Consider the following 13,897-nt stretch of genomic DNA (forward strand, 5'->3'; position numbering starts at 1 on the left):
AAAAAGGCAGTTCTTACGAACTGCCTTTTTTATTTTGATATCTAATAGTAAAAGCTTTTAAAGATCATTAAACGTGATTTTAAAACTCGTTCCTACTCCTACTTCACTTTCTACCGAAACCGTCCCTTTCATGGCTTCTATTTGGTTTCTGGTTATATACAAACCTATTCCTCGCGCCTCTTCATGTTTATGAAATGTTTTATACATCCCGAATAACAAATCACCGTATACCTTCAAATCAATTCCTAAACCATTATCGGTAATCTTCAATGATTTATGACCATCTGTTTCCAAACCAAAATCAAAAATAATAACTGGATCTCGATCAGGATGCGCGTACTTTATTGCATTAGTTGTAAAATTCAACAAAACACTTTCTAGATAAGCAGGATTAAAATTTATTATCAAGTACTCAGGCACATTATTTATAATCGTTACCTTTTTCTGTTTACTATGCCCTTTAATCGTCGAAATAGTTTTTTCTATATATTCAAAAAGCTTTAATGGCCCAACTGTGATATTGATATTGCTTTGCGTTTTTACGATCTGACTTAGATTTGAAATTGTTTCATTTAAATCATTAGAAACCGTACGCAAATGCTCCAGCATTTCGGTCACCGTTTCCTTATCACCATCAGCATCAATAAAATCTAAAATTGATTTAATATTCCCTGCCTGAGTATTTAAATTATGCGATACTATATGCGAAAAATTCAGCAGTCGGCTATTTTGATCACTGTACAATTTCATTGTTTTCAAAAGTTCAAGTTCCTTTTCTTTCTGCAATGATATATCGGTATGCGTTCCTATAACACGCAATGGCTTTCCATTTTCATCACGTTTAATAACTTTTCCACGATCTAAAATCCATTTATAATTGCCACTGGAAGTCATTACGCGATGATAGTTTTCGTAATAAGGTATCTTGTTTTCAAAATGTTCTTTGATATCAGAATAATACTTCGGAAGGTCATCAGGATGCACAATTTTATCCCAGCGCTCCGGATCATCAAAAATATCACTTGACTCTAATTCTAGAATTTTTAATGATAATGACGAATAAAAAACGTTATTAGTCACCATATCCCAATCCCAAATACCAACCGTTGAAGCATCGAGTGCAAACTGAAAACGTTCTTCGGAAATGCGAAGTTTCTCTTCTTTATCTTTAAGTTCAGTTATATCTGAAACATGTCCAAAAAAACTCACTTTACTTCCTTCAGACAATTCAGTTTTAGCCGAAACTCTAAACCAGCGAAGTCCTTTTTTAGGCAAAACAGCTCTAAATTCAATCTCCCAAGGCTTAATTTCCTTTCGCGCTTTAACCAAAGTTTGAAAAAACATATCACGGTCTTGGGGCAAAATTCTTTCGTAGATAATCAGCTTAATATCATCTGTAAATTTATTTATTGAAAGTTCAAAAATTTCATCGACAGATCTGCTGACAAGAGGAAATGAGTAATGATTATCTTGATCTATTACAAACTGAAAAATTAAGTCTGGCACTTCTGCAAGCAGCTTTTTGTAAAAATTATTAACTTCTAAGCAATCTTCACTATTAAAAAAATCAAAAACCATACGCCGTCATTTAAGTAAATAATTACTTCTCAAAATCGAATTCCAAAGCTTTATTATCGCTTTTTATAATTTCTTTTTAATACAAAATCAAATACAATATATTAATTTTTGGTTTAAAATGCGGGCTCAGCACAAAAAAATTATTTTCTCGGATGAAAAGAATGCATCACTTCTTTCAAAAAACTTCGATCAAGATGCACATAAATTTCAGTTGTGGTAATTGATTCATGTCCCAACATTAACTGAATCGACCTTAAATCGGCGCCATTTTCTAATAAATGTGTCGCAAAAGAATGACGCAGAGTATGCGGACTAATCGTTTTACTTAACTTGATTTTTACAGCCAAGTCTTTTATAATAGTAAAAATCATAGCACGAGTAAGCTGATTCCCTCTACGATTTAAAAACAAAGTATCTTCGAAACCTTTTTTAATATTTAGATGCACCCGAATTTCATTTTGGTAAATCTCTATATATTTCCGAGTCACTTTACCTATTGGAACAAAACGTTCTTTATTTCCTTTTCCTGTAATCTTTACAAAACCTTCATCAAAAAACAAATCAGATATTTTGAGCGAAACCAACTCCGAAACTCGTAGTCCGCATCCGTATAAAGTTTCCAACATGGCTCGGTTTCGTTCCCCTTCGTTACTACTTAAATCTATTGCAGCAATTAATGCGTCTATTTCCTCGACAGACAATGTATCCGGTAATTTTCTGCCGGTTTTAGGACTTTCGATTAACTCTAAAGGGCTATCGTTTCTGTAATCTTCAAAAACCAAGTAATTAAAAAAGCTTTTCAGACCAGAAATAATTCTAGATTGAGATCGAGGATTTACTTCTTTGGATACGGAATAAATAAATTGCTGAATTGTTTCGTCAGTAATTTTTAAAGGCGAAACATCGATTTGATTGTTTTCCAAAAAGAGACATAAACGTTCTATATCAAAACTATAATTCTCGATGGTATTTTTAGACAATCCTCTTTCTATCCGCAAATACGATTGATAGTCTTTTATATAATTATTCCATTTCATATTTACAAAGTAAAACATTTTTAAGCATAAAAAAACCTTCCTGAAATTCAGGAAGGTTTTACATAAAATATCGTTTTAAGATATTAGAATTTATAAGCTAAAGACAACGCAAGGTTACTATTTTTTGCACTATCATAATAGTCCTCTGTATTATCGATATCTTTATCAGAAAGTGGAGACAAACCAATCGTATAACGAATACCTACTGAAAGATTTTCAGTAAAATTATATCCAGCTCCTAAATTAAAGCCAAAATCTGTAGATCTGGTAAGATCTTTAACATCAGTACCATTACCTTTTGCAGACAACAAAATACCTAGTTGCGGACCTGCTTCAACACTAAATTTATTTTCTACAAAATAGTATTTAGCCAATACAGGAATATTTAAATAATTCAGTTTAAGATCGACATCACTTCCCAAAGGGCCATCAACTTTAGTACCCTGAGCAGAATACAAAAGTTCTGGTTGAATGAAAAATTTCTCAACAACATGAATTTCTGCAAAACCTCCAACATGAAAACCTATTAAGGATTTAGTATCATTAACATCTCCTCCAACCACCGTTGAAATGTTAAGACCTCCTTTAACTCCGAATCTTGTTTGTTGCGCGTTAGCAAATCCAAACGTCATTACTGCTATAGCAGCTAAAATAATTCTTTTCATTACAATTTATTTTTACGTTACACAGATCAAATATAAAAATATTCTTCATAATTCTGTATTAGGAATTTAACAAAAAAAATAGTAATAAGAAATTAACTAACTTATTTAAAAGCAATTGAACTATATTCTCAATAATTAAACCCACAAAAAAGCCCTCCTCAAAAGAGGAAGGCTTTTTAAACTAACGAAATAATTTATTTAGAAACTAATTAAAATTTATAGATTACTCCAAAACTTACATCTCTTAAGTCAGTACCAAAACCAAAATTGTTACTTTTATCAGCACCATGACCTCCATTATTGTTTACACTATATTCTAAACCAGCCCAAGTTGCTTCGATAGCAAAATGATTTGATAAGAAATAACTTAAACCTAATCCTACATTTGTTCCAATTTGATTTGTTTTAAAATCCCCTGCTTTAGTATTTGTAAAATCAAAACCAGCTTGACCAAAAACTGAAAACTGAGAAGCAGGAGTAAAATAATATCTACCAAAAGCTCCAGCTGTAAATGCATTAGTTTTATCGTCACCAATCTTATTTGAACCAAAACCTAATTTTGCTCCAATAGCAATGTTTTCAGATACAAAATAACCTACTTTTGGCTCAATTTCAAATCCGCTAGCTTTAGCATCACCCGTTTTTGTAGAACCTACAGTTAAAGCTCCAGAAATAAAAGCATCTCCTTTAGCAAATCCACCAGTTTGTGCATTAGCAAATGCAAAACCAAATACTGCAACAGCAGTTAAAATAACTTTTTTCATAATTTATTTTTTTATTACGGAATACAAAATTAAGATTACACTTACTAAAATACGTCCACAATAAGGCATTAAAACATCAAAATAAGACAGAATTAGATTACAAACAAATGATTGGTTTCCAAATAATTAGAAGAAAACACAGGTGTAAAACAGCTTAAAAAGCTAAAAAAAGTGTGAATTTTAATAATTTTATAAAGCTTGATGTAAAGCAATAAATTGAAAATAATGTAGTTTTGACTTTTAAATAACAATTAAACACAAAACCCCTAAAAACATTTTTATGAAAAAAATACTTTTAGCAGCTGTATTGTTCTTAGCAACATCAGCAACCATTCAAGCACAATTATTACAAATTGGAGTAAAAGCCGGTGTTAACTTTGCAAGCCAAACTGGAGATGCAAGTCTAAACGGTGTAGCTTTTGATAAAGAAGGTATCACAAGCTATCATGCTGGTCTTGTTGCAGAAGTTAAATTACTAGAAAAATTCTCTATTCAACCAGAGCTTTTATATTCAACTCAAGGTGCTACATACAAAAATGCAGTTAAAGAATTTAAAAATGAACTTGGATACCTAGCTATTCCTGTAATGGCAAAATTCTACCTAACTAAATCAGTTAGTTTAGAACTTGGTCCACAAGCTTCATTCTTATTAAGCAACAAAAAAGAGTTTGATGCTGAAGACCCAAAAACTTTTGATTTTGCTGTTAATGCTGGATTAGGCTTAAAAGTAACTAAAAGTATTTTTGTTCAAGCTCGTTACGGACTAGGACTAACAGAAGTTTCAACAAAAGCTGATGTAAAAAATTCAACAGTTCAACTTTCTGCTGGATTCATGTTCTAAAAAGAATATCACATAGTTTTACAAAAACCGTTCTATTAATTAGAACGGTTTTTTTATTTTTACACTTTAGTGAAGTGCTTTCAATAAAATTCAAAATGAGCTTACATCACTTATAATTAAAATCAAATTACTTATGAAAATCTGCATTATCAACGGACCCAATTTGAATCTTTTAGGAAAAAGAGAACCTGAAGTTTATGGAAGCCAAACTTTTGAAGATTATTTTGAAACGTTGAAACAAAAATTTCCAAGTATCGATCTTTCTTATTACCAAAGCAATATTGAAGGTGAATTGATTGGTAAAATTCAAGAATGCGGTTTTACTTTTGATGGAATTATTTTAAATGCAGGAGCATATACTCACACTTCTATAGGTTTAGGCGATGCGATGAAAGCGGTTACAACACCAGTAATCGAAGTACATATTTCAAATACTTATGCTCGCGAAAGTTTCAGACATCAGTCTTATTTGTCTGGAAATGCAAAAGGTGTAATTTTAGGTTTTGGTCTAAAAAGTTACGAGTTAGCCATTCAATCTTTCTTGTAAGTCTTTTTTTAACAATTTTTTAATAAGCTCATTTTTAACTTATTCTATTTTTGCGAGAGAAACCACTCTCATGAAAAACTTTACTGTACTCGCCTTTTTAATTTTTTCAATTTCCAATTTTGCCCAAATCAAAGGGACAATAACTGATCTAAAAGGAAACCCGCTGCCTTTCGTTTCTGTTTTTGAGGAGAACACTTATACCAGTACCACTTCAAATGAGCAGGGAAAATACCAGCTTAATGTAAAAGAAATTGGTAAAAACAAAATCACCTTTCAATATTTAGGTTTTAAAACCCAAAAGCTAACTGTTGCTTCTGATTCTAAAACGTTGACTTTAGATGTAAAACTCGACGAAGAAAATTTTGAACTCAATGAGGTTGTAATTAATCCAAAAGATAACCCTGCAAATGCCATTATAAAAAGCGCCATTGCAAACAAAAAAAGCAACTCTGATAAAACGGCTCGTTATACCGCTGATTTCTATTCGAAAGGAATGTTTAAAATAAAAGATCTTCCAAAGAAAATAATGGGCATGAAAGTCGATATCGGTGACGAAATGGCTTCAAATTTAGACTCGACCGGAACTGGTATTTTATATTTATCAGAAACTATTTCTAAGATTTCTTTTGAGAAACCTGGAAAACTAAAAGAGAAAATCATTGCTTCTAAAATTTCAGGAAATAATAACGGATTCAGTTATAACACAGCAACTTTATCTACTTATGATTTCTATGATAACACATTAGAATTCAATATTAATCTTATCTCTCCTATCGCCGATAATGCTTTCAATTACTACAAATACAAACTTGAAGGAACTTTTTTTGACGATAACAATCAACAGATTAACAAAATAAAGGTAACACCAAAACGTGATAAAGAACCCGTTTTTGAAGGCTACATATATATAGTTGATGATAGTTTTGCGATTTATGCTGTAGACTTAGACATAAAAGGCTACAGAATGAAAAATGAATTCACCGACGTAATGAATCTAAAACAGAGTTTCAGTTATAATGTCAAAAATAAAATCTGGTCAAAAAACGCGCAAACTCTTTCTTTTAATGCCGGTGCTTTTGGCGTAAAGTTCTCTGGAAAATTCAATTATGTTTATTCGAATTATGAATTTCCAGCTTCTTTTGAAAAGAAAACTTTTGGAAATGAAATTGTAGCATTTGAAGCTGATGCGAATAAAAAAGATGATGCTTTTTGGAATCAAATACGTCCAATTCCTTTGACGATTGAAGAAAGTAATGATTATATTAAAAAAGACAGTTTACAAACCATCAGAAAGTCTCAAAAATATACTGATTCTGTAGATGCTAAAAACAATAAGTTTAAAATCTGGGATGTAATAATGGGTTATGACTATAAAAACACTTTCAAAAAACACTCGTTTGAGTATAAAGGCTTATTGAACCTAAGTTCTTTAAGTTTTAATACTGTTCAAGGTTTTAATCTAGATTCTGGTTTTTCATTTAAAAAATGGAATGAAGAAACGGGGAAGAATACATCGATAAGCACCACTTTTAATTATGGCTTTTCTGATGAACGTTTTCGTGTTACAGGTCAATTCAGCCATCGCTTTAACAACATAAACCATGCGACAATCTGGGCTTCCGCAGGAACAAAAACTGCTCAATTTAATAGTGCTGAACCTATCAGTAATTTTGTCAATTCAATAAGTTCCTTGTTTTTCAAAGACAATTATATGAAATTGTACAACTTAGAATTTGCACAAATTAATTATGGACAGGATATTGCAAATGGAATAAATTTAAATGCTAAGATTGGCTACGAACAGCGAAAACCTCTTTTTAATACTACTGATTATTCTTTCTTTAAAAGAGATGATATTTATACGTCAAATAATCCACTGGCGCCAAACGATTTTATAACGCCGGCATTTGATCAGCATCATTTGTTTAAAACAGCTTTGACTGCACGTATTAACTTTGGAAACAAATACATTTCGAGACCTGACGGACGATATAACTTTAAAAACGAAAAATATCCTACTGTATTTTTAGCTTTTGAAAAAGCATTTGCTGCAAGCGAGAAGAAGTATGAATTTGAAAGAATCGGCGCTTCTGTTCAATATGATCTTTCTTTAAACAATAAAGGCGTTTTAGGAATGAACTTTAGAGCAGGTAAATTTTTCAATGCCGAAAACATCTCCTTTATAGATTACAGACATTTTAACGGAAACCAAACGCACATTGGAACCAGCGACCGTTATTTGAATGTTTTTAATTTAATGCCATACTACACTAACAGTACAAATGACAGTTATTTTGAAATGCACTTAGAGCACAATGATATGGGTTTTATAACCAATAAAATTCCGTTGATTAATTTATTAAAATCAACTATGAATCTAGGATTTCATTCACTGGCAATTCCTGACAGAAAACCTTATACTGAATTTACCGTTGGTTTGGATAATCTAGGTTTCGGAAAATTCAAAATATTCAGAGTAGACTATGTACATTCCTATCAAGGAGGAATTCAGCAAAATGGAGTTGTTTTCGGGCTGAAGATTTTGAATGTGTTAGATTAAAAGAGTTCCTAAGATACTAAGGTTCTAAGATGCTAAGTTTTTTTCTCAGCACCTTAGAACCTTAGTCCCTTTCAATCTCAGAAATCAGTGATAATCATCTGGTTCGATATGAATCAGAACATTTCCTAATTGAGGAATTTTTTCTTTTAAGGTATCTTGTAATTTATGGGATAAATCGTGACCTTCTTTAACTGATATTTTTGCTGATACTATGGCATGAAGATCGACGTGATATTTCATTCCGGCTTTACGAATAAAGCATTTTTCGGTTCCTAAGATTCCAACAACGGTTAATGATTTTATTCTGATTTCTTCTACCAAATCATCATTTAGATTCTCATCCATGATTTCGCCTAATGCTGGTCTAAAAATTTTATAACTGTTATAAAGTATAAAAAATGCAGCAAAAAGTGCTGCCCAATCATCTGCAGATTCGTAGCCTTTTCCCATAAACAGGGCAATCGAAATCCCAACAAATGCGGCTACAGAAGTTATAGCGTCACTGCGATGATGCCAAGCATCTGCCGCTAAAGCAGAACTATTTGTTTGTTTACTGCGTTTCATTACTAATCGAAACGAATATTCTTTCCAAACAATAATTGCTCCCAAAACATACAATGTCCATGATTTAGGCAAATCGTGCGGTGTTTGAATATTAGCAATACTTTCGTAACCAATAATAGTTGCTGATGTAATTAAAAATCCAACAACCAAAAATGTAATTAAAGGTTCGGCACGACCATGACCATATGGATGATTTTCATCTGCAGGTTTATTAGAATACTTTATTCCGAATAAAACCAGACAAGACGAGAATATATCCGTTGTCGATTCGATCGCATCTGCAATCAAGGCATATGAATTGCCAAAAAAACCTGCGAGACCTTTTATAAGGGCCAGGCAGGTATTTCCAACTATACTAAAGATAGTAGCTTTTACAGCTTTTTGTTCATTTGTCATTTAGACTATTTTTTTTCACCGCGAATTACATAAATTCACGGCGAATATTTTCTTACGCTCTCACAATTTTTGCTCCAATTGCTCTCAAACGCTCATCGATACGCTCGTATCCGCGATCAATTTGTTCAATATTTTGAATTGTACTTGTTCCTTTTGCAGAAAGAGCTGCTATCAACAATGAAATTCCTGCACGAATATCAGGAGACGACATTGTTGTTGCTTTTAATTGAGATTCAAAATTATGTCCCATAACCACAGCTCTGTGCGGATCACATAACATAATTTTTGCTCCCATATCGATTAATTTATCTACGAAAAACAAACGGCTTTCGAACATTTTTTGATGAATTAAAACGTCTCCTTTTGCTTGTGTTGCCACAACTAAAACGATACTTAACAAGTCTGGTGTAAATCCTGGCCAAGGCGCATCAGCAATTGTTAGGATTGAACCGTCGATATCCGTTTTTACTTCATATCCATCTTTGTGAGCAGGAATATAAATATCGTCGTTGCGTTTTTCAATTGTAATTCCAAGTTTTCTGAATGTATTTGGAATCAAACCTAAATTTTCCCAGCTTACATTTTTAATCGTGATTTCGCTTTTTGTCATAGCCGCAAGACCAATCCAAGAACCAATTTCGATCATATCAGGCAAAATTCTATGCTCGCATCCGCCAAGGCTTTCAACACCTTCGATAGTCAATAAATTAGATCCAACTCCAGTAATCTTAGCTCCCATCGAATTCAACATTTTACACAATTGCTGTAAATATGGTTCGCATGCTGCGTTGTAAACTGTAGTTGTTCCTTTAGCTAAAACTGCAGCCATTACTATATTTGCAGTTCCTGTTACAGACGCTTCGTCCAATAACATATCTGTTCCAGTAAGACCTTCTGGAGCTTCTACTCCGTAAAAATGATCTTCTCTGTTATATCTAAATTTTGCTCCAAGATTGATAAACCCTTCAAAGTGTGTATCTAATCTACGACGCCCAATTTTATCTCCTCCCGGTTTAGGAATATATCCTTTTCCGAAACGAGCCAAAAGAGGCCCAACAATCATAATAGAACCACGTAAAGCTCCGCCTTCTTTTTTGAAAGCTTCAGTTTCTAAATATCCAACATTAACCTCATCTGCTTGAAAAGTGATTGATCCTGGTTCGTTACGTTGAATTTTCACCCCTAAATTACCCAACAATGTGATTAATTTATTGATATCTATAATATCAGGAATATTATTAATTTTTACTTTCTCTCCTGTTAGAAGCACGGCACATAAAATTTGTAACGCCTCATTCTTTGCTCCTTGTGGAGTGATTTCTCCTTTTAAAGGAGTTCCTCCTTCGATTTTAAAAATTCCCATAGATTTTTTTTAAGGTCCAAAGGTTCTTAGATTCTCAGGTTCTAAGGTAAAATCTTAGCAACTTAGTCCCTTAGCATCTCAGCCCTTTTTTTATTTCTGATTATTATTTTTTTGAAAGGTCTTTTGTTTACCTCCTTTATTGTTTTTGTTGTTTTGAATTTTTGGTTGTCCGGCTGGTGTAATCTTATTTGAAACACGTTTATTAGTACGCATCAAATCTGTGGTGTTCAACAATTCTTCTGTACTGTGAAGCAGGTTTATTTTCCCTCCCGACAATTCATACAAATGCTCAAAAATCACATCATCTTTTACAGTGTCTTTGTTCCAGCTCAAAAATGATTTTTTCATGTGGTTGGCAATTACCATAACCAATGCATTTTTCATTTCGCCTTCCTCCCATTTATTGGCAACATCAATCATATATTTGATGTTGTTTCCATAAAATCTGTATTTAGGAAAGTTTTGCGGATATTGTAAAACATCTGGTTTTAACTGCAATACATCTCTTGATGGAATTGGATACGGAGATTCTACATTCAATTTAAAATCAGACATAATAAACAGCTGATCCCATAATTTATGCTGAAAATCCGGCACATCACGCAAATGAGGATTTAAGCTTCCCATAACCTGAATGATATATTTCGCAGCTTTGTTGCGCGTTTCATCATCTTCAATTGCAGTAGCCTGATCGATCAGTTTTTGTAAATGACGACCATATTCTGGAATAATTAATCGTTGTCTTTCAGAATTGTATTCTAAATTAAAAACAACATCATTCGCGACTTCTTTTTTATATTTTTCGTTCATAAGTTATAATGAAACAATACCTTCTATTGTAGAAACTTCTTTGTATTTAACAATTACAGCATCAGAACTGTGCATGGTAACATCTACAGAAACACTGGTAAACTTACCAGTTTTAGATTTTGTTGTTTTAATAACAGCGCCCATAGCATCAAAAGCTTTTTCAACACGCTCCACATTGTCTGCTAGAGTTGGCACAATAAATTTATACAAATATTCTGCAGGCCAAGTGTTTGCGTTATCAAGTTCGACTTTTAATCTTTCGTAAAATTCCGCTGTTTTTTTTTCTTTATCGTTCTCCATTCGTAATTAAAAATAAACGCAAATATACGATTTTTGAATTTAGATTTCTGAGTTTAGATTTTAGATTTTTTCTATTGAAAAGATAACTATTTTTTTGCCACAAATTTCACGAATTTACACTAATTATACTGCTGTAAATTTCTTTATTAAATTTTACTAAAATTTTGATTTCTTTTAAGATTTAAATTGGCAAAATTCGTGACAAACCTTTATATTTGGAATACCTTGCAACTCTGCTTCCGATAACTATCGGGATTGCGAGATTAAAACAAATTACAATGAAAAAACTCTTTTTACTCCTTATCGCTTTTACAATAAACTCGATTCAAGCACAAGAAGTCAAAACCTTAACTTATTTTCAAAATGACACGCTTAAACTAGATTTAGATTTATATCTGCCAAAGAAAAAAGCAAATGAAAAAATTCCCGTAATTCTGTTTGCATTTGGAGGCGGATTTTCTGGCGGCGAACGCACAAGTGAAAAAGACTTTGGAATGTTTATGGCTAAAAATGGCTATGCCGTTGCGAGCATTTCATACAGTTTATATATGAAAGGAAAAGATTTTGGGTGTAAGGGTGTTTTAACCGAAAAAATAAAAGCGATTCAAATTGGAGTGAGCGATATGTGGCAGGCAACTTCATACTTAATCGAAAATGCCGATAAATACAATCTCGATACTTCAAAAATATTTATTTCTGGTATTAGTGCTGGTGCCGAAATTGGTTTTCATGCGTCGTTTTGGGATTATAAACTTATGAATTTATACAAACGTAATTTGCCTGAAAATTTTAGATATGCAGGTTTCATTGGAGGTTCAGGCGCAATTCAAGACATTAATTTAATCACCAAAGAAAAAGCGATTCCGATGTTATTGGCACACGGAAGCAATGACGATACAGTTCCTTATAACGCAGGTTCGCACCGCTCGTGTCCAACAAATGCTTCGGGCTGGTTGATTTTATTTGGATCTTACGCGGTTTACAATCATATGCAGGATTTACATAAAGACATCGAACTGATTACTTTTTGCGGCGGCGGACATGAATTCTCAGGTTATCTTTTTCATGACGGACAGCAATATGTTCTCGATTTTGTAAATGATGTTTTGAAAGGAAAGAAATTTGAATCACATTTGATTGTTCCTTCTAAAAAAGACGTGAATACTGGAAAATATTTATTCTGCGAATAAATACTTTGACCAGACCAAAATATTAAAAATATTACACACCTTTAAACCGGACTGAAGTCCAGCCCTACAATATTTGTTGAGCCTTTGGCTCTTTCTCTAATTCAGTTCCGCAGGAACAAACTATATTGTAGAGCTGGACTTCAGTTCACCGCAAAATTCATAAAACACAAACCTCTTTTGATTCAGTTCCGCAGGAACAAACTATATTGCAGAACTGGACTTCAGTTAAGTTTACCTCAAAATTCATAAAACACAAATCTCTTTTGATTCAGTTCCGCAGGAACAAACTATATTGTAGAGCTGGACTTCAGTCCAGTTTACCTCAAAATTCATAAAACACAAACCTCTTTTGATTCAGTTCCGCAGGAACAAACTATATTGCAGAGCTGGACTTCAGTCAAGTTCACCGCAAAATTCATAAAACACAAACCTCTTTTGATTCAGTTCCGCAGGAACAAACTATATTGCAGAGCTGGACTTCAGTCAAGTTCACCGCAAAATTCATAAAACACAAACCTATTTTGATTCAGTTCCGCAGGAACAAACTATATTGTAGAGCTGGACTTCAGTCCAGTTTACCGTAATATTTCGCGAATCAACAAATACACGAACAACCAACCATTTCCGTCAAAAATGCCAAATCTTTCGCTTCGCGTAAATATTCTTTTTAATTACGAATAAGTTTAGGTAAATTTGCGCTTTATTTTTAGAATAGTGCAAAAACAAATTATAGTCCTTATTGGAGGTCCTGGTACAGGAAAATCTACACTTATAAACGAATTAGTCGCTCGCGGCTATTGCTGTTACCCTGAAATTTCTAGAGAAGTTACACTCGAAGCTCAAAAAAGAGGTATCGAACAATTGTTCTTAGAACAACCTTTATTATTCAGCGAAATGCTCTTGGAAGGGCGTGTTAAACAATACGAAAATGCAAAAAAGGAGCCCGATACTGTAGTTTTTATTGATCGCGGAATCCCTGATGTTACAGCCTACATGGACTATATTGGCGATGAATATCCTGAACATTTTGCAAAAGCTTGTGAAGATTACAAATATTCTAAAACTTTTATTTTACCGCCTTGGGAAGAAATTTATCAGAGCGACACTGAGCGTTATGAGAATTTCGAACAAGCAATAACAATTCAGAAACATTTAATTGAAACGTATAAAAAATACGGATATGATTTAATTGAAGTTCCTAAAGATACGGTTGAAAACAGAATTCTTTATATATTAGATAAAATTTAGCGGCGAGTTTAAAGTTGCAAAACTAGAAACTGAT

The 13,897-nt window shown here is 32.9% G+C and carries 13 protein-coding genes; 5 read left to right on the forward strand and 8 right to left on the reverse strand.

Annotated elements, in window-relative coordinates; all coding sequences use genetic code 11:
* Positions 1-57: 57 nt before the first annotated feature.
* The 4 genes from B0A81_RS12545 to B0A81_RS12560 form a co-directional block, all read right to left on the reverse strand.
* The gene (locus tag B0A81_RS12545; RefSeq protein WP_089058358.1) at positions 58-1,578 is read right to left on the reverse strand and encodes a sensor histidine kinase; all 1,521 of its coding nucleotides are present in this window, start codon (positions 1,576-1,578) and stop codon (positions 58-60) included.
* Positions 1,579-1,718: 140 nt separating this feature from the next.
* Complete coding sequence (gene xerD, locus B0A81_RS12550) at positions 1,719-2,615, reverse strand: site-specific tyrosine recombinase XerD (protein WP_089058359.1); 897 nt, start codon at positions 2,613-2,615, stop codon at positions 1,719-1,721.
* Between the two features lie 83 nt (positions 2,616-2,698).
* A complete protein-coding gene (locus tag B0A81_RS12555; RefSeq protein ID WP_089058360.1) occupies positions 2,699-3,280 on the reverse strand; it encodes a porin family protein in 582 nt (193 codons plus the stop codon).
* 209 nt (positions 3,281-3,489) lie between these two features.
* Positions 3,490-4,044, reverse strand: coding sequence for an outer membrane beta-barrel protein (locus B0A81_RS12560; protein ID WP_089058361.1), 555 nt, complete (start codon positions 4,042-4,044; stop codon positions 3,490-3,492).
* Between the two features lie 280 nt (positions 4,045-4,324).
* Here B0A81_RS12560 and B0A81_RS12565 point away from each other — a divergent pair, with 280 nt between their 5' ends.
* From B0A81_RS12565 to B0A81_RS12575, 3 genes are all read left to right on the forward strand, one after another.
* Positions 4,325-4,885 carry a porin family protein gene (locus B0A81_RS12565; protein ID WP_089058362.1) on the forward strand — a complete coding sequence of 187 codons (561 nt, stop codon included), beginning with the start codon at positions 4,325-4,327 and terminating at the stop codon, positions 4,883-4,885.
* Between the two features lie 133 nt (positions 4,886-5,018).
* Entirely contained in the window at positions 5,019-5,432 is a 414-nt protein-coding gene (aroQ, locus tag B0A81_RS12570; RefSeq protein WP_089058363.1) for a type II 3-dehydroquinate dehydratase, read from the forward strand.
* Between the two features lie 70 nt (positions 5,433-5,502).
* Positions 5,503-7,992, forward strand: a complete 2,490-nt coding sequence (locus B0A81_RS12575; RefSeq protein WP_089058364.1) for a DUF5686 and carboxypeptidase regulatory-like domain-containing protein — start codon at positions 5,503-5,505, stop codon at positions 7,990-7,992.
* A gap of 84 nt (positions 7,993-8,076) precedes the next feature.
* Here the strand turns inward: B0A81_RS12575 and B0A81_RS12580 are convergent, their stop codons facing one another.
* The 4 genes from B0A81_RS12580 to B0A81_RS12595 form a co-directional block, all read right to left on the reverse strand.
* On the reverse strand, positions 8,077-8,952 hold the full coding sequence (locus tag B0A81_RS12580; RefSeq protein WP_089058365.1) for a cation diffusion facilitator family transporter: 876 nt from the start codon (positions 8,950-8,952) through the stop codon (positions 8,077-8,079).
* A gap of 52 nt (positions 8,953-9,004) precedes the next feature.
* Positions 9,005-10,315 (reverse strand): UDP-N-acetylglucosamine 1-carboxyvinyltransferase, encoded by a 1,311-nt coding sequence (gene murA / locus B0A81_RS12585; RefSeq protein WP_089054134.1) that lies wholly within the window; start codon positions 10,313-10,315, stop codon positions 9,005-9,007.
* A 90-nt stretch (positions 10,316-10,405) separates the two neighbouring features.
* On the reverse strand, positions 10,406-11,125 hold the full coding sequence (locus B0A81_RS12590) for a DUF4290 domain-containing protein (protein ID WP_089058366.1): 720 nt from the start codon (positions 11,123-11,125) through the stop codon (positions 10,406-10,408).
* 3 nt (positions 11,126-11,128) lie between these two features.
* Positions 11,129-11,425 carry a DUF493 family protein gene (locus tag B0A81_RS12595; protein ID WP_089058367.1) on the reverse strand — a complete coding sequence of 99 codons (297 nt, stop codon included), beginning with the start codon at positions 11,423-11,425 and terminating at the stop codon, positions 11,129-11,131.
* 278 nt (positions 11,426-11,703) lie between these two features.
* Between B0A81_RS12595 and B0A81_RS12600 the strand changes: the two genes are divergently transcribed.
* Both B0A81_RS12600 and B0A81_RS12605 read left to right on the forward strand, forming a co-directional pair.
* Positions 11,704-12,615 carry an alpha/beta hydrolase family protein gene (locus B0A81_RS12600; protein WP_089058404.1) on the forward strand — a complete coding sequence of 304 codons (912 nt, stop codon included), beginning with the start codon at positions 11,704-11,706 and terminating at the stop codon, positions 12,613-12,615.
* A gap of 714 nt (positions 12,616-13,329) precedes the next feature.
* Positions 13,330-13,863 (forward strand): AAA family ATPase, encoded by a 534-nt coding sequence (locus B0A81_RS12605; RefSeq protein ID WP_089058368.1) that lies wholly within the window; start codon positions 13,330-13,332, stop codon positions 13,861-13,863.
* The last annotated feature ends 34 nt before the right edge of the window (positions 13,864-13,897 follow it).

This window comes from Flavobacterium plurextorum (genome assembly GCF_002217395.1).
In the GTDB taxonomy this organism is placed as follows: domain Bacteria; phylum Bacteroidota; class Bacteroidia; order Flavobacteriales; family Flavobacteriaceae; genus Flavobacterium; species Flavobacterium plurextorum.